The sequence below is a fragment of the Blautia sp. HCP3S3_D9 genome (assembly GCF_052063845.1).
In the GTDB taxonomy this organism is placed as follows: domain Bacteria; phylum Bacillota; class Clostridia; order Lachnospirales; family Lachnospiraceae; genus Blautia_A.
On the sequence record NZ_JBQHWS010000018.1, the window covers coordinates 25,906 to 43,074 of the forward strand.

General features: G+C 41.3%; 19 protein-coding genes. 1 reads left to right on the top strand and 18 read right to left on the bottom strand.

Annotated elements, in window-relative coordinates; all coding sequences use genetic code 11:
* Nucleotides 1-15: 15 nt before the first annotated feature.
* The 10 genes from ACTNES_RS05950 to ACTNES_RS05995 form a co-directional block, all read right to left on the bottom strand.
* Nucleotides 16-2,925, bottom strand: coding sequence for a serine/threonine protein kinase (locus tag ACTNES_RS05950; protein WP_441038854.1), 2,910 nt, complete (start codon nucleotides 2,923-2,925; stop codon nucleotides 16-18).
* 281 nt (nucleotides 2,926-3,206) lie between these two features.
* On the bottom strand, nucleotides 3,207-3,851 hold the full coding sequence (locus ACTNES_RS05955; protein WP_291816837.1) for a bifunctional 4-hydroxy-2-oxoglutarate aldolase/2-dehydro-3-deoxy-phosphogluconate aldolase: 645 nt from the start codon (nucleotides 3,849-3,851) through the stop codon (nucleotides 3,207-3,209).
* Between the two features lie 224 nt (nucleotides 3,852-4,075).
* Nucleotides 4,076-5,056, bottom strand: coding sequence for a Gfo/Idh/MocA family protein (locus ACTNES_RS05960; protein ID WP_441038856.1), 981 nt, complete (start codon nucleotides 5,054-5,056; stop codon nucleotides 4,076-4,078).
* 30 nt (nucleotides 5,057-5,086) lie between these two features.
* On the bottom strand, nucleotides 5,087-5,629 hold the full coding sequence (gene hxlB / locus ACTNES_RS05965) for a 6-phospho-3-hexuloisomerase (protein WP_216458629.1): 543 nt from the start codon (nucleotides 5,627-5,629) through the stop codon (nucleotides 5,087-5,089).
* Nucleotides 5,629-6,261 (bottom strand): orotidine 5'-phosphate decarboxylase / HUMPS family protein, encoded by a 633-nt coding sequence (locus tag ACTNES_RS05970; RefSeq protein WP_441038858.1) that lies wholly within the window; start codon nucleotides 6,259-6,261, stop codon nucleotides 5,629-5,631. Before ACTNES_RS05970 ends, hxlB begins: the two co-directional genes overlap by 1 nt.
* A 1-nt stretch (nucleotide 6,262) precedes the next feature.
* On the bottom strand, nucleotides 6,263-7,201 hold the full coding sequence (locus tag ACTNES_RS05975; RefSeq protein WP_441038860.1) for a sugar kinase: 939 nt from the start codon (nucleotides 7,199-7,201) through the stop codon (nucleotides 6,263-6,265).
* A 19-nt stretch (nucleotides 7,202-7,220) separates the two neighbouring features.
* Complete coding sequence (locus ACTNES_RS05980) at nucleotides 7,221-8,261, bottom strand: LacI family DNA-binding transcriptional regulator (protein ID WP_441038862.1); 1,041 nt, start codon at nucleotides 8,259-8,261, stop codon at nucleotides 7,221-7,223.
* Nucleotides 8,262-8,362: 101 nt separating this feature from the next.
* On the bottom strand, nucleotides 8,363-8,821 hold the full coding sequence (locus ACTNES_RS05985; RefSeq protein ID WP_119241324.1) for a YhcH/YjgK/YiaL family protein: 459 nt from the start codon (nucleotides 8,819-8,821) through the stop codon (nucleotides 8,363-8,365).
* A complete protein-coding gene (locus ACTNES_RS05990) occupies nucleotides 8,815-9,189 on the bottom strand; it encodes a hypothetical protein (RefSeq protein WP_291816826.1) in 375 nt (124 codons plus the stop codon). The genes ACTNES_RS05985 and ACTNES_RS05990 overlap by 7 nt, the downstream gene beginning before the upstream one ends.
* A 267-nt stretch (nucleotides 9,190-9,456) precedes the next feature.
* Nucleotides 9,457-10,392: a hypothetical protein gene (locus tag ACTNES_RS05995; protein ID WP_441038864.1), complete on the bottom strand. Its 936-nt coding sequence runs from the start codon at nucleotides 10,390-10,392 to the stop codon at nucleotides 9,457-9,459.
* A gap of 196 nt (nucleotides 10,393-10,588) precedes the next feature.
* On the opposite strand from ACTNES_RS05995, the gene ACTNES_RS06000 reads away from it, so the two are divergent.
* Nucleotides 10,589-10,948 (top strand): arsenate reductase family protein, encoded by a 360-nt coding sequence (locus ACTNES_RS06000; protein ID WP_195565305.1) that lies wholly within the window; start codon nucleotides 10,589-10,591, stop codon nucleotides 10,946-10,948.
* A gap of 59 nt (nucleotides 10,949-11,007) precedes the next feature.
* Here ACTNES_RS06000 and ACTNES_RS06005 read toward each other — a convergent pair whose 3' ends face one another.
* The 8 genes from ACTNES_RS06005 to ureA all read right to left on the bottom strand — a co-directional run bounded on the left by ACTNES_RS06005 (nucleotide 11,008) and on the right by ureA (nucleotide 17,012).
* A complete protein-coding gene (locus ACTNES_RS06005; RefSeq protein ID WP_441038866.1) occupies nucleotides 11,008-11,868 on the bottom strand; it encodes an urease accessory protein UreD in 861 nt (286 codons plus the stop codon).
* A gap of 12 nt (nucleotides 11,869-11,880) precedes the next feature.
* Nucleotides 11,881-12,489: an urease accessory protein UreG gene (gene ureG / locus ACTNES_RS06010; protein ID WP_441038868.1), complete on the bottom strand. Its 609-nt coding sequence runs from the start codon at nucleotides 12,487-12,489 to the stop codon at nucleotides 11,881-11,883.
* Between the two features lie 152 nt (nucleotides 12,490-12,641).
* Nucleotides 12,642-13,334, bottom strand: coding sequence for an urease accessory protein UreF (locus tag ACTNES_RS06015; protein ID WP_008705090.1), 693 nt, complete (start codon nucleotides 13,332-13,334; stop codon nucleotides 12,642-12,644).
* Between the two features lie 18 nt (nucleotides 13,335-13,352).
* The gene (locus tag ACTNES_RS06020; protein ID WP_019163037.1) at nucleotides 13,353-13,829 is read right to left on the bottom strand and encodes an urease accessory protein UreE; all 477 of its coding nucleotides are present in this window, start codon (nucleotides 13,827-13,829) and stop codon (nucleotides 13,353-13,355) included.
* A gap of 20 nt (nucleotides 13,830-13,849) precedes the next feature.
* Nucleotides 13,850-14,356: an AmiS/UreI family transporter gene (locus ACTNES_RS06025; RefSeq protein WP_008705095.1), complete on the bottom strand. Its 507-nt coding sequence runs from the start codon at nucleotides 14,354-14,356 to the stop codon at nucleotides 13,850-13,852.
* A 245-nt stretch (nucleotides 14,357-14,601) separates the two neighbouring features.
* Nucleotides 14,602-16,323, bottom strand: a complete 1,722-nt coding sequence (gene ureC / locus ACTNES_RS06030; RefSeq protein ID WP_118136090.1) for an urease subunit beta — start codon at nucleotides 16,321-16,323, stop codon at nucleotides 14,602-14,604.
* A 12-nt stretch (nucleotides 16,324-16,335) separates the two neighbouring features.
* Nucleotides 16,336-16,695, bottom strand: coding sequence for an urease subunit beta (gene ureB / locus ACTNES_RS06035; protein ID WP_019163039.1), 360 nt, complete (start codon nucleotides 16,693-16,695; stop codon nucleotides 16,336-16,338).
* A gap of 14 nt (nucleotides 16,696-16,709) precedes the next feature.
* Nucleotides 16,710-17,012: an urease subunit gamma gene (gene ureA / locus ACTNES_RS06040; RefSeq protein ID WP_008705098.1), complete on the bottom strand. Its 303-nt coding sequence runs from the start codon at nucleotides 17,010-17,012 to the stop codon at nucleotides 16,710-16,712.
* Nucleotides 17,013-17,169: the final 157 nt, after the last annotated feature.

The window sequence follows — 17,169 nt, forward strand, 5'->3', positions numbered from 1 at the left end:
CTTTATACACCTTTTCTACTGCCATATTGCACCGTAAACAAAACTGTCTTCTGTTACATATTTTTGTAAAACACTGCTTTTTTTAAGCAATTCCATTATTTTTTGCTGTTCCTGATCTCCAGAATCTGTATATGTATATGAAAGTTTCCATTCCTTCTTATCGTCTTTCCAATCCTGATATCCCTGATATATGGTAATGTTTTCTCCAATCATTCGATTTCCGGGAAATATTTTCAAATAGGTATTTCCTTTTAACCAATCTGTCTCTTCCCATAATGCTTCTATATCATTCACTGTCTGTTCTCCATATTCCTCACCATAGGTATTCCTGTTAAGACAAATTCTTATTTCATGTCCATAAACATCATCAGTTGATTCTTCTGCATCTGCCTCTTCATTGATTCCATTCAGTATCGATTTTATTTTTTTCAGGAAACCTGTTTCCATTTTATAATTCTCATTTTCTTCCTGCGGCTCTTTTTCCGGTTCATTCTCCCTGGCAAAATATCGTACATTTGATAACTGATATTCTGAAAGAGGAGATTTCGACTGATCCTGTACACAAACTATAAATTTAAGTAATGGTATATCCTCCTTTTCAAAAATGTGGGAATCGTTCTGCAAACTTATATTTAATTTCAAGTCTTCTCCAGGCTCAACATCTTCAGAATTTACTGTTGCTAGTTCATAATCCCAGGCTCTTAATACAATTCCATCTTTAACCGACTCTTCCCAATCCCTTAATTGGCTTCTTTCAGACTCACCTTCATAATCCGGATTTAATTTATAACTCAATGTTATATCATTTGAATCTTCAAGCTGCACTTCCCAGTCCCAGCCATTGAAAGCATTATCCGTATCATCTTCCGAAGAAAGTTTAAGATTAGAACTTGTCAGATTTTCCGGAAGTTTTTCAAGAATAAACTTGCTTACATCTTTTTGAGCTATTTTTACAGCAAATTTGTTTCGCCCTTCTGGAAATGTACCAAATGCATATGGAATCTCTAATGTATCCAGTCTTTTCTTCAGATCATAGATTGTTTCCAGCCAGTTACCGTCACCTTTCTTTTTCATTGTATCTGCAGTATCATCGCTCGTATATTCAGCAAATACAAACGGTCCCTTAATGTCGTCTGCTTTATGCTGAAAAGTTCCCCACATATCACTTTGTTCTTCCCAGTCTGCTGATATCTCATCCAGTACCTGATACGTTTCGCTTAGCCGACCCTGCCACAAAAATCTCCATTTATCATCATCTGAATAAAGTGGTTTGTAATAAGTCGTCCAATCTCCATCCGGGTCTGTACCATAAGTATGATTCACAAATTCCGGATAACAGGGATCTGTTGTCAGCCACATATAACTTCGATTGGTTCCTTTACCGGATTGTGCGAGGCTCTGCAATTTCTCTTTGATTCTCTTGGCCGCTTTTTCTGAAATCTTTACTTCCACATAAGCGTCTGCTTCTTCCGGATCAATTCCAATTTTGTCTGGAAGATAATAATCTATAGGAATTTTTCCTTCTTTCTTTTCAGCCAAAAGAATTTCATCTTCATCTAATGTTGCTCTTGACAAATTAAATGAACCATTTCCTTTCGGTTCTATTACTGTAATTGTTTTTTTCTGGGCTGCCGCCACTAATGTCATAACATAATCATTAATATATTCTTCCAGACTCTGCTCTTGTTCTTCATCATCTGTTTTCTCTTTTTCCTCAAAAAACTCCACCGGAATCTCCAGCTTCAATCCATCTTCTTTTTCCGTAAGAATATAATTCTCTTCTCCTACCGCAATATCCAGTCTGCTTTTCATAGTTTTGATATCTTTCTGGTAGTCCTGTGCCCCTACATTGTCGTAGGGTGCCAGAAGGAGTGTAGTTGTTTCTTTTCCGTGAAATTTGAAAAATGCCTGATGGGTTTTGTAGTAGTTCCAGCCAAAGAAAGCACTAGCTCCCAGGACACAGCAGGCACAGCTGATTCCCAGAAAAAATATATTTTTCTTTCCTGTTCTTTTTTTCTTCTTTGGTTCCAGGATTGGTTTCAGTTCTGCAAGCATTTCTTCGATGGACTGATATCTGCTTTCTCTTTGCAGACTCAGGCCTTTTTTCAGGATGCGTTCCAGTCTTGCATCTATTGTGATACCTCGCTGAGAAGGCATGAGAAGTATTCCATTCATGGCTCTTACAGTAGCGCTGATGGGTTTCTCTCCGGTAATTCCGCGGTAAATAACTGCGCACAGTGCATATACATCCGTCCATGGTCCCTGTTCGCTGTCTGAATACTGTTCCAGTGGTGCATATCCTTCTTTCAGTTCAATGGTATAGGTTTTATTATCAGCATAGGCTCTGGCAGACCCGAAATCCAGCAATTTTACACTGGTTTCTCCGTTCTCTGTGCGTACCAGTTTAATATTGTCCGGGCTGATATCACGGTGGATGACGCCGTTTTTATGAACCTTATCCAGGGTTTCCATAAGCGGAAAAAGAAGGCGAAACATTTCCTGCGGTGCTACCTGTCCGCTCTGCTGCAGATATTGCGCCAGAGTAATCCCACTTACATATTCCATTACAATATAGGCGGTATTATTTGTTTCAAAATAATCCAGTACATGAACAATTCCCTGTTCTGTAGTGAAATCTCCCAGTCTTCTGGCTTCTCTTAAAAATTTTGATTTTATATCACGAAAGCGTTCACCGGCTGTTTCATCTATAACTGCAACCTTTGTCCCCTGACGCTCCATGTAATCTCTGTCCCAGAACTCTTTTACTGCTACGTGACGGTTTACTTTTTCATTAATTGCTTCATAGGTGATACCGAAGCCTCCCATTCCAAGGACACGCAGGATTCGATATCTGCCGTCCAATATAGTATTCTCGGGCAGATAGCAGTTTTGACTGCTGCCCGGTCTGTTACTGTTCTCTCCCATACTTTTTCTCTTTCCCATTATTGTGAATACTTTTTCTTTTATTCCTACTTCTTATCCTCAGGTATTACTTATTCATTATGAATCCATTATACAATTTCCATGTGAATTTTTGAATGAAAAATTGCAGCTTTTTATAAACTGTAAATGTGCACCCAAAAAAGCTCCTGCATAGAAGGCTTTTTAATGTTATTGGAACCTTATTCTATGACATTAAAAAGGCAGCTGCACGATAATAAGTGCAGCTGCCTAAGGGCAAACAATCCATTCCTATATTAAAATCTTTATTCTGTTACAAGCTCAATTGCTTCTCTTGTCATTTCTTTGATCTTGTCAAATTCTCCGGCATTGATCAGGGCATCTTTTACCATCCAGGTTCCGCCGCATGCGAGAACTTTATCGAAAGAAAGGTACTCTTTTACATTCTGCGGATTTACCCCGCCGGTCGGCATGAACTGCATCATGTGATATGGTGCAGAGAGTGCTTTGATCGCAGGAAGTCCTCCGTTTACTTCTGCCGGGAAGAATTTCACTACATCAAGTCCCAGTTCTAATGCCTGTTCGATCTCACTTGCAGTTGCTACACCCGGAAGAATTGGGATATTTTTTTCCTGGCAGTATTTTACTGTTTTGGAATTCAGTCCAGGACTTACGATAAATTTGGCGCCTGCTTCAATTGCTGCATCAACCTGCGCTGTTGTAAGTACTGTTCCGGCACCTACCAGCATATCCGGATATGCTTCCAGCATTTTTTTGATAGATTCTACAGCTGCATCTGTACGGAAAGTAACTTCTGCGCATGGGATTCCACCCTCTACCAGTGCTTTGGCAAGAGGTACTGCATCTTTTGCATCGTTGAGTTTTACTACAGGTACAATTTTCATTGCATGGATCTTTTCTTTCATTTCTTCCATTAATTTATTAGCCATTTTTTATTCCTTCTTTCTTAATTGAAGAATAATCAAGTGGATAAAATCATCCGCTTCATTACTTATTCATAACCTGCTATTCAATCTATAGCAATCCTAGCAAATAATGCATCTTAATCCAGTCCAGCAGAGCGTAAAATCCTGCGTCAGATATCTTTGCCGTGCGTCAACAGGTAAAAAACTAATCACTTATCAGATTCAATTAAGCAGATAAATTCTCTGACTTACTGAGTATCTGCCGGGAACACAATTCCCTGCTGTCTTCTTGCCTCGTCTATGATCTTCATTTCTATTCTGCTGTTTTCCAGATATTTATGATTAACAGTTCCGGCTTCTGCAAGTTCAGCAAACTTCCTTATCTCATGTACCATAGGCGGCTCTGTTTCCGGAAGTTCGATGACTTCTTCACTTCCATCACGTGAGATGATCGTAAGTTTGACAGGTTCTGTCATCTGCTCAATAAGCATGGTTCCGTTTTCTCCCTGAATCTGCGCTGGAATGTTCAGATCACTGATTTTTGAGTAAGTTACTTCTGCCAACATTCCGGCATACTCAGCAAGGATTGTTCCTTCACCGTCTACACCATTGGAAAGCTTCAGTCCTGCACTCTGGATTCTCTCTGGCATACCGAAAAATGCTCCCAGCATGTGGACTCCATAGACACCAATATCCATCAGTGAACCGTTTGACAGGTTCGGGTTGAATGCATTTTCAATAATTCCATTCTTATAGTTGTCATATCTGCTGGAATATTTACAGTATGAAAAACTTGCACGCCGGATAGTTCCAAGCTTATGCAGATTCTCCTGAATCGCCTGAAATCCAGGCATATAAATCTGACGTACCGCTTCCAGGAAAACAACCTGCGCTTTCTCTGCCGCTGCCAGCACTTCTTCTAATTCTCTGCTGTTAGACGCAACTGCCTTTTCGCAGAGAACATGTTTCCCATGTTCCATCATCAGAATACTCTGCTTTGCGTGACATGCATTCGGGCTGGCTACATAAACTGCGTCCACTTCTTCACATTCTGCCAGAGTCTCTAATGTGTCAAATGCATATTTTGCACCATGAACCTGTGCATATTCCTTTGCACGCTCCATAGTTCTGGAATAGACTGCCACAAGTTTAAATTCCCCGCAGCATTCTCCAGCTTTAAGAAAACGGTCTGTAATAAAATTCGTGCCGATCACGCCAAATCTAATCATCTCATACCTCTGCTTTCCCGAGCGTTCCTTTTACCAGTGTGCTTTTGTTGCTGTTTCGTTTGCTGTATGGTCTCTTCTGCTGAGAAGCAGGCAGAGCGCATCCAGAGTAATATGAAGACTCTGGTCAAAAAGGGAACTTAAGAGCTGGATGGAACCTCTTGCTTCCCCTGTATCTCCTTTTACAGTTCCAGGGATCACAAGCACTGTTTTTGCAGCTTCCGCAAGCGGGGATTCCGGTTTGCTTGTCACTGCGATCACAGTAAGTCCTGCGTCTTTTGCTTTCTTTGCATCATTTACCACGCTGGCACTCTTTCCGGAACCGGATACTCCTATAAATACATCTCCGGCCTGCATTGCCGGTGTGATAGTTTCTCCAACAAAATATACTGTATATCCGATATGCATCAGACGCATGGCAAATCCTCTTGCAGAAAAACCGGAACGGCCCTCTCCTGCAACAAATACTCTCCTGCTCTTGTCAAGTTCTGCCATAACCGCCTGTAACTCTTCGTCTTTTACTTTATCAATGACATCTTCGATTTCCTGCATAATATCCTGTAATACTTCTACCATTATTTCTGCCTCCTGATTTCCTGTGCAAATGCCTCTGCTGCTTCTCTGATATCTGCTGCTTTGCTGATTGCACCGCCGACGATTACTGTATCGATTCCATAACGTTTCATCAGGTCGATATTCTCCAGTTTCACGCCACCTGCTACTGCAATCTTTTCTACACCCGTCAGTTTCATACACATATGTTTTACAAGTTCTTCAAGTCCAACACCCTGATCATCAGAGGGCAGATGTACACAGAAGATTGCTTCCGGAAATTCTTTCTTCAGAATTTCAAGCTTGTCATCAGATACTTCCAGCAGATCGATCATGTACTCTTTCTGGAATTCTTCCGCTACTTTCTGGCATGCTTTTAATGTGGAAACAGAAGAATATCCCATAATCGTAGGGATATCTCCACCTGCTTCATAGGTCTTTCTGAATTCATATTCACCTTCATCGCAGGTCTTAATGTCTGCCAGAATACACTGCTCCGGATATTTCTCTTTCAGAACTTTTACACTGCCTGAAAGTCCGTAATCCTTGATCAGGGATGTGCCAACCTCAATGATATCCGCACATCCATGAGTCTGGTCTATGATTTCTGCCGCACGATCTACTGTCACACGGTCTATCGCTACCTGCAGTCTCATTTTATTTTGCCCCTTTCATATAAGCATCCAGTTCTTCTTTTGTCGGAAGTCCCTCATTATCACTTGCAACAGATACCTGAATAGACCCGATAGCATTTCCTCTGTCTACCATTTCCGGCATCTGCAGACCTTGAAGCCATGCGCTCAGGATTCCAACTGCAAATCCGTCACCTGCTCCCACTGTATCTACAACTTCTTTTACTTTATATCCGGGATAAAAAGCTTTTCCATCTTCCCAGTCTGCGTAAGCACCGGCACCGCCAGCTTTAATGATTACGGCTTTTGCTCCGTTCTTACGGTAGAATTCTGCGATTTCCTCCGGTTTATCACTTCCCATAAGGATTTTTCCCTCAGCTGTTCCCGGAAGTACAATATCTGCCCTGGATGCAATGTCATTGATCGTTTCTATCATCACTTCCTGACTCTCCCAGAGAGTTGGCCTGAGGTTTGGATCAAAACTGACCAGCATGTTTTTTTCTCTCGCACGTTCGATCAGACGGTAAGTTGCTTCACGGCAGCTTTTGGAAAGTGCCGGTGGGATTCCTGTAATGTGCAGGACTCTTGCTCCTTCCAGATCCACCTTCTCAATATCTTCTACAGAAAGACAGGATGCTGCGCTGTTTCTTCTATAATAGAATACTTCAGGATCACCCTCCATTACTTTGCCTTTCAGCTGATAACCTGTGAAATGATCTTCGTCCTTTGAAATCTGGACATCAAGACCTTCTGATTTCAGTTTATTCTCAATATAAGTTCCAAATGGATCTGTTCCAAGCTTGGTTACATATGCAACAGAATGTCCCAGGCGTTTCAGTCCGATTGCTACATTTACCTCTGCACCGGCAAGCATTCTTGTAAATTCTTCTACTTCATGTAATGGTCCGCAGGTTTTGGCTACGAACATTGCCATTGGCTCTCCAAATAATATAACTTCTGACATAATTTCCTTTCCGGCTGGATTATGTCGTCTCCCTCACCACCAGTTCCGGAAGAACGATCAAAGAAGCAAGTTCTTTCTTTTTCTCCAGAACATCCAGAAGCATTCTTACTGTCAGCTCACTGAGCACTTCACCTTTATTGTTTACTGTGGTAAGTGCAGGGCTGCATACATAGGAATATTCCGAATTATTGCATCCGATCAGGGAAATCTCTTCCGGGATTTTCACCCCGTCTTTTTTCCACTGATTCAGAGCTCCGACTGCTGTCAGATCTTCTCCGAATACAACTCCGTCATATCCTTTCTCACGTAAAACTTCTGCAATCTGTGCTCCGCCCTCCAGTCCATAGGAAGTGTGGTAAACATCTTTTTCAGGATCCTCATATCCAAGCCTTTTCATTTCTCTGAGAAAGCCTTTCCGCTTTCTGTCAGCGGCATTAGTATCCTTATCGATCACATAAGCAAGTTTTCTGCGTCCTCTTTCATATAAATGTTCGGTGGCAAGTTCCATTCCGTATGCTTCATCAACCAGAACTGCATGGATATTGTCCCTGTCAATCTTTCCGTTTGCCATAACAATCGGAATGTCACTTAAAAGATTCAGTGTCTCTTCATCACAAAGTCTGTTGAAGATCGATCCCACCAGAATGATTCCATATACATGACGGTTTGCAAGCATACATAAATATTTCCTGCAGTCCTCTTCTTTCTCACCGGTATTACATACCAGAACCATGTATCCCTCATCAGATAACCTCTGTTCCATAATATAGGAAGTCAACGCATAATGGGGAACACGAACATCCACAACAACAATTGCAACTGTTTTCATAGATCCCGAAACAAGACCTCTTGCAATGTCACTTGGATGATATTCATTTCTGTCAAGTACATCCTGAATCTTTTTTCTTGTCTTCTCACTGACGTATCCCTTTTTGTTGATCACACGGGATACTGTGGTTATTGAAACTCCCGCCTCCCTGGCAATGTCATATATATTCATATTTTTCCCTTGTCTTTGTCTCCTAATCGTTTCTGATGTTACTGTTTCCTTTGTATCCAATAACTTTCTCTCATCTAATTCTATAGATATTATACACGATGCGGCACTTTTTTCAAGATTTCAGGGAATCCGGACTTTTCTTTACCTGCTTTTTAAACGATTTAGTCTACTTTTACCTTTACTACGATTTTCTTTACTTTACATGGTGCTTTTCCTATACATCTCGGCTGATGACCATCATCCGGAGATACTACTGCAAAATCACCTTTTTTCAGATGGATTCTTCCGTTTACTTCCGGAAACTGGTAGAATTCCAGATCTCTGGTTTCATCATATCCTGTATCCTTTTTCAGCTCTTCGAGAGGAATAAATCCGAAGTATTCTTCGCCCTCTGCCATATACTGAATATCAAAATATTTCTTATGAGATTCAAATCTGCATTCGTTTTCCGGTTTTGTCACATATTCCTGAACTTCTGCAAAAATGTTCTCTCCATCTATCTCAACTTTTCCCTCTGAAAGAACGGAGAAATCAGTATCTCTCAGAAATGCAAATGCTTTCCTGAAACGTTCTCCAAGGTAATTGTATTTCTCTGCATGATCAATTGTTGTTGTTAACATTCTTCTTCCCTTTCTCTGATCCCTGCTGCTTCAAGGATTTCCTCATATAAAGCAATGGCTGCTTCTTCGTTGTAACAATACATGAGAAGCACATCCAGCACATATGGGGAGCAGCTGATCCCTGTCATACGCTTTGCAAACGCCATTGCTGCCATCTCACTTAAACATAAGATTTTTGATTTATTGGAAAACGGGCGTCTCCACAATTCAATCTTCTCTGTCTGGGTAAAAATCTGCTTCCTTTTTCTGTATTCAATTCCATGAAAAAGTTCATGTGCCATTAATACATCTTTCAGATCTGCTGCCGGAAAGAAACTCTGAAGCTTTTCTTTATTTATCAGTTTTTCTGCTTTTTCAATACAGTCCATAATTTGTTTTTGTGCATGATTTAAGTTTTTGGTTTTTAATTTCGTCAGTTTTTATGAAAGCGGTAACATATTTTTTGCAGAATTTCCATATATAAATTTGTTGTGGTTGATGCAATAAAAAATCCAAACTATTTTACACTTACCTTTTATACTTTTCAGATTCAGAAAAAGAGTTAAGCCTATATATTGTAATATACATAGACTTAACTCTTTTCAATCATAGATTTCCCAGTTCCCTATTAACTTTATATCAGTAATTTTCTTTTACTATCTGTTCGCAGTCATCTGTTGTTCCTGAACTTTTTTTATTTCCTCCAGAGGCAAATTCAGCATCTTCGAAACCTCTTCCGGAGTTTTTCCACTCATAAGAGCGCCAAGAATCATTCCTTGTTGTATTCCTCTTTCGTAAATCATATCTCCAAATCCTGTCATTTTACTCGCCTCCTTTTGAAATGGTTCTGACCATTCTATATGTGAATATCTTTTTATTCTCTTTATATCGCCAGTAAAAAGCCCTTTCAGATAATCAAATATTCCTTTCTCATTTGTATCTCTTCCCTGTCGGATTATAACTACTGTCAAGAGATCATAATCCTCTTCTGGTTCATCTGCCATCCCTATGATATCCTTCTTAGAAAAAGAATATTCCGTCAACGTATTCTGCAGTTTCTTTGGCACATCCTCCGCACAGATCCATATGGAATAACATTTTTCCAGCTTTGAATAATCTGTAGTCTGCGTAATAGTACTCAACTGAGATGAAAGGTCTCGAGCTACATAATATACTGCACGTTTTAATATAGGATATGACGGATTACTTGGGTGGTAACTTTTCTGCGCTTCCATATCAATATGTAAATTCACTCTTATCCTCTCTGTAGATAACTTTGGATTTATTATTTTAAACCGAATATCAAATCGTACCAGCTTCTCCACCAGAGACGACAATTCACTGTCTTCCTTTGTTAATCTCAAATCCCTTTCTATATTTGGTATATCACTTACGAAATCATCTTTTGTAATAGAAGAAATATCTAAACACTGTAGAATTTCTTCCTGTGAGCACGTTTTAAACTCCGACACTGTCATCTGCAGGATGGGAACAATAATCTCTTTATTGCTCATAAGCTGTTTCATTCCTGCATCATACTCTGCGCCAGTCACTCCAGACGTATATACGTCCATCTTCGTCTCATCACGCATGATTTCTCCTCTCCGGGGAACTGGGACTGTTTTTTCTTTTGTATATGGATATATTAACATGAAAACCTGAACCTTACAATTCTTCTATAACATTCTCTTGCAAAATCGCCCTTTCCAATTTATGATATATCTATCTGGAACAATAATGGAGGAAGTAATTACCTGTAAATAGTTACGATAAATCTATACGAGGAGAATGTCTATGAAAGTTTTAGTTTACCGCAAATGCAGCACCTGCATGAAAGCTCTGAAATGGCTGGATGAACACAATATCAGTTATGAAGAACGGGCTATTAAAGAAGAAAATCCTACCTATGAAGAATTAAAAGAATGGTACACCAAAAGTGGTCTTCCACTGAAGAAATTCTTTAATACAAGTGGGATGCTCTATAAGGAAATGGGATTGAAAGATAAGTTAAAAGATATGTCTGAAGATGAACAGCTGAAGCTTCTTGCCACAGACGGAATGCTGGTGAAACGACCGCTGGTAATCGGGGATGACTTTGTACTTACCGGATTTAAAGAAAAAGAATGGATCGAGGCTATGCACGTATAATGTGTATAGCCCAACACCAAGTTTATCTACAATCTGATGGCGGGAAATCCCGCCATTTTTTATCTCTGTTCTGTTTCGTATATTTTTTTTATTTTTTCCGCTACCTGCTGCAGTTTCTGAGCACGATAACCGAAGATTCTCAATGCCAGATCTCCGGTTGTGAGACGGGTAACTCCGCCATCTATTTCTGAATCTTCGTCAAGGATCTGCCAGATTTTTTCCTGAAGTTCCAGATTGATTGTTGAATCTGCCGTTTTGACAGTTCCGGATTCCTGACTGCAACTTTCACCATCTCTGCTGCAGATCTTAGAAAGAAACAGGTTTGCCATATGTGTGTAGCCCTCGTACATTCCGATTCCTTCCATGGGCATTTTGTCCGGTTCGTAGCGGGTGTTATCGCGATAGATGAGTTTGTCCCCTCTGTACAGCAGGACTTTTGAGGAGAATCTGCGGTACTGAAAACGTTCGTCATGAGCGTTTCGACCACAGGAGATGATCTCCAGCAGGAATAAACGGGAGGTTGCGTCTTCCAGATGGATAGTCATTTTGCTGTCAAAGGCTGACTGTGCGAAAGGAATCACCGGCTGTGGATAGTAATATAATATGGCGTTTTTGTCTACCTGCACTTCAATGGTTCGGGCGGCTGAGCCTTCGTCCATTTTGTGGATTTTCTCAAAGGACTGGGACAGGACTTCCAGATCTGCACCTTCCTTTACATGGTAGAAAAATTCCTGGGAATCACCTGCCATAATTCCTGCGGAAGCACAGAGCGGCATGATCTGGATCCCACCGTTTTCTTTTTCGAAAGGCATCATGATCTTGTATGGTGCTGTAAAAGACAGATCTTCCAGAATAGTCCTTCCGTCTTTTAAGGCTGCGCAGGCGCTGATGCGGGATATTTTTCCGAATTTGTTATCCATAGGCATTTTCCTTTACATTCCTTCCAGGAGTACGTTTTTCTTGATCCACTCTACCACTTTATCTACGTTCTCATCTCCGCGGATATTTGTAAACTGGAATGGTCTGTCACCACGCATTTTTTTGGAGTCTCTTTCCATTACTTCCAAACTTGCACCTACATATGGAGCCAGGTCTATCTTATTAATTACAAGAAGATCAGAACGTGTGATTCCAGGACCGCCTTTACGCGGAATCTTATCTCCTTCTGCTACATCAATGACGAAGATGGTTGCATCTACCAGCTCCGGACTGAATGTTGCAGACAGGTTATCTCCGCCGCTTTCGATGAAAAGAAGTTCAATATCAGGGAAGCGTTCCATCATCTCATCTACTGCTTCCAGATTCATGGAAGCATCTTCACGGATGGCTGTGTGAGGGCATCCGCCTGTCTCTACACCAATAATTCTTTCTACAGGAAGAACGCTGTTCTTTACAAGGAACTGGGCATCTTCTTTTGTGTAGATATCATTTGTGATGACACCAATACTGTAATCCTTTGCCATCTTTCTTGACAGTGCTTCAATAAGTGCTGTTTTTCCGGAACCTACAGGTCCGGCAACTCCGATTTTTACGTATGACATAACCGATTTCCTCTTTTCTACTTTACTTGTTGATAGCTTCTTATAATCTGTTTACTGACTTTCCACATATTATTTTTGAAGATTTCATATTATACACATGATTCTGTTTCTATCCACGCTTGAGCCTGGAATAAACTAATACCAAATTCAAGCTAAGACATATATAGCCTGGAATACAGCTTCTCGTGCTGGATTCCTCTGATATCAAATCCAGGCGCAGAGAGACATAAGTCCTCCTCACTTCTGTTCATGACATCCTTTAATATCTCATCAAATTCCCCATAGCATCCACTCAGAAGCTGCTGCCCGGATGTCTGGCTGAGGGGGATTGTTTTTACGCAGTTGGTGACGATTGCAGATGTCTGGGCGTATAGATAATGTGTCAGCGCCTCTTCCAGAGGAATCTGCATTTCCGCACAAAAAACTCCGTAAATACAGCAATGATTTACTGCTTTTCCCTTTCTTGCATCCAGATATTCTCTGAAAATCCCTGTTTCACTGATAGAAAGCCCCAGCTTTTCAATGGTCTTTGCAAAACGGGAACCCATTTTTCTGGCAGCTTCTCTCTGTTCCATAGGAATTCTGGATGCTTCCAGAAGTTCTTCCAGGTACAGAAGTTCCTGCAGGTCTTTTTTCTCTGCAGCTTCGTATGCAAGTCTGGCTGCCAGAAGTTCTGTATACGCAAGATTCCATTTGATTTTGTGAGTGATGTACTCTCTGGCTGTGTCTACATTGTGGACAATTCCACGCTGAATATAAGTCTCAAGTCCCTGGGAGTGGGAATATCCTCCGATAGGGAACAGCGCATCATTTACCTGTAGAAGATAGAACTGTTTTTCTGACATGAAGAACCTCCGTTGTTATTAATGATGATGATTATGAATACTTGCAGAAATTCTCCTGTCAAAGTCCAGCTTCAGCACTTCTTTCTCCGCCTGAACTCCATGGATTTTCTGAAGCATAACAAGCATTGGCTCATTATAAATCGTGATAAACGTATCATTCTCTCCCCAGAAAAGCGGTGCATGTCTGTTTCCGATTTCGTAGCAGACTTTTGCAGACATTTTCTCATGTCCCGGAGTCAGAGAAACACGGATAACTTCGCATGGCGGTGTATTTACCACTACAAGCTTCTCATCATCTGCGTAGATCACATCATCCTGATACAGACCTCTGGCGAGAATGGAATCGTCCATGCGGATTCCCACTTCTGTTCCTTTGTCTGTTATTTTTTTATGTATTTTCTTAAATGCTTCGTGCCATTCAATATCTACATATTCTATTGTTTTTCCTGTAGTATCAAAATCATGAAGCTTTCCCAAAACCTGTTCACACAGCATTATTTTCGACCTCCTGAATCTTACCAAATCTGAAGCAACATCATAACTCCAGGAACCCATGCAGTTACGATTCCTTCAAATACCTGAAGATATGGAACGAATTTTCCCAGTTTTTTTCCGCAGATATCTTCTACGAAAGCAGTTCCCCAGAGAATTGCCCACAGATACCAGATTGCTGCCCAGCGCAGATCCGGTGTGATTCCCAGTGCAGTGCTTCCTGTAAATCCCTCGATTGTACCGAAGATCACCGCATTGATGGCTACAAAAGTAGAAAACCATGCAAATGGGATAGGGCTTGCTTTCAGGAATTTACTCAGGGCTACGAAAAGATAGGTAAAGCAGAACAGCAGTCCTGTTCCTGCTGCATAATAATTGCCCTGCACCAGATTGACAAAGTTAATAAATAAAGAAAGACCACCTGTAAAGATGTTCATAATGGCGGTTGATTTTCCGTCTACATTGTATAAAGAACACATACCGTTGTTGATCAGTACGATTCCTACGAATAAAAGACAAACTCCTAACATAATATTCTCTCCTCTCCTGCTTCTTCAGTATATTTTTCTGTTTATATTTCGTAAGTGGAAATACTTTTATTCAACACGCATAACAAGATGAATAAATCCAGCTTATTTTCATATAAAAATCAGAATTTTATACTGACAGGACTGTCATTATATTGTTTGGTAAGTTCTCACAAAACTCCATAAATAACAGTCCTGCGAATATCATTTTTATGATCAGATAACCAGATTGTAACTATTCAGAGTTTTTAGAACAGACTGTAAAGCTGTGTCAGCGGAAGTTTCTCTGCCGGTTTGGAAGTGATCTCTTCGCCATCAACAGTAACCTTATAAGTCTCCGGATCTACGGTCAGTTCCGGTGTTCTGTCATTAAATACCATATCTTTTTTGCTGATATTTCTGCAGCCCTTTACAGGTACTACAGTTTTCTCAAGACCGTATTTCTCTTTTACATTCTCATCCATGGCAGCCTGGGATACAAAGGTCAGGCAAGCTTCATTCTTAGCTTTTCCATGAGCTGCAAACATTGGCTGATAGAGAACCGGCTGTGTTGTCGGAATGGATGCATTTGCATCGCCCATCTTAGATGCAATGATCATACCGCCTTTGATGATGATATCCGGTTTTGCACCAAAGAATACTGGATTCCAGAGAACGAGGTCTGCAAATTTACCTTCTTCCACAGAGCCCACATACTGGGAAATACCGTGTGTGATCGCCGGGTTGATGGTATATTTGGAGATATAACGTTTTACACGGAAGTTGTCATTATCGTGTCCTGCATCTTCCGGAAGTGCGCCTCTCTCATCTTTCATCTTACTTGCTGTCTGCCAGGTACGTGTGATAACCTCACCTACACGTCCCATAGCCTGAGAGTCAGAGCTCATCATACTGAAGATACCCATATCATGAAGAACATCCTCTGCTGCGATTGTCTCAGGACGGATTCGGGAATCTGCAAATGCAACATCTTCCGGAATTCTCTTGTCAAGGTGATGGCAGACCATAAGCATATCCAGATGCTCATCCAGAGTGTTTACTGTATATGGCATTGTTGGGTTTGTGGAGGATGGCAGTACGTTCGGAGCTGCTGCTGCGCGGATGATATCCGGTGCATGTCCGCCGCCTGCACCCTCTGTATGATAAGTATGAATGGTTCTGCCGCCGATGGCTGCAAGTGTATCTTCTACACATCCACCTTCATTTAATGTATCTGTGTGGATGGCAACCTGTACATCATATTCATCTGCCACATTCAGACAGTGATTGATAACTGCAGGTGTTGCACCCCAGTCTTCATGAATCTTCAGTCCCATAGCTCCGGCCTTGACCTGCTCAATGAGAGGAGCTTCGTCTGAGCAGTTGCCTTTTCCAAGGAACCCTAAGTTCATCGGGTATTCCTCGGCTGCCTTTAACATCATTCTCAAGTTCCATGGGCCAGGTGTACAGGTAGTTGCATTTGTACCGTCTGCAGGGCCTGTACCTCCACCAATCATAGTAGTTACACCACTGTATAATGCACAGTCGATCTGCTGCGGGCTGATGAAATGGATATGGGTATCAATTCCACCTGCAGTTACGATCATTCCCTCTCCTGCAAGTGCTTCTGTAGATGCACCCACTGTCATTCCAGGTGTCACACCATCCATGATGTCCGGATTTCCGGCTTTACCGATTCCTGCGATTTTGCCGTCTTTGATACCGATATCTGCTTTTACGATTCCTGTAGAGTCTACGATCAATGCATTGGTAATTACCAGATCCAGATCTCCGTCTTTGCTGCAGGTTTTTACAGACTGTCCCATACCGTCACGGATTGTCTTGCCGCCGCCGAACTTTACTTCGTCTCCATAGGTTGTATAATCTTTTTCTACCTCGATCACAAGGCTTGTATCTGCCAGACGTACCTTATCTCCTGTAGTCGGGCCATACATTGCCGCATATTTGCTTCCGGAAATTTTTGTACTCATTATTGTCCCTCCTTACAGAAATCCTTTTAATTTCGCAGTTTCCATGGATGCTGCTTTTGTATCGTCAGTTGCCTGGGCGCGGGTGAGATCATTCAGTCCGAATACTCTCTGTCTGCCGCCCATTTCTGTAAGCTGAACCTCTTTTTCTTCACCCGGCTCAAATCTTACAGATGTTCCTGAAGGAATGTCCAGATGATATCCATAGGCTTTTTCCCTGTCAAAAGAAAGGCATTTATTTACTTCAAAGAAATGAAAATGAGAACCGACCTGAACCGGTCTGTCGCCTTTGTTTGCCACTGTTACTGTCACTGTTTTCTTGCCTTCATTAAGTGTGATCTCACGATCTGCGGCCATAATTTCACCGATCTTCATGCTCATTCTCCTCCTTACTGAATTGGATTATGTACTGTCACAAGCTTGGTTCCATCCGGGAATGTTGCCTCTACCTGAACTTCACCGATCATATCAGCAACACCGTCCATTACGTCATCCTTTGTAAGAATCTTGGTTCCAAGCTGCATCAGCTCTACTACTGTTTTACCATCTCTTGCAAGCTCCAGGAGTTCAGAACTGATATACGCAAGTGCCTCCACGTAATTCAGTTTCAGACCTCTTTCCTTTCTCTCTTTTGCAAGATTTCCTGCCATATGAAGCATTAATTTTTCCTGTTCTTTGGGATTCAGCCTCATGATATTCCTCCTCTCGAATTGTGCGGATTATAATATGCAAAAATCTGTTACTGTTCACTCCGTTCTCAGTAACGTAGCCAAAATTCATTCCAGATTGCCTGCGGCAATGGAATTTTGGCTTGTATGTCTCGGGATTTTGGCATATTCATGCCAAAAC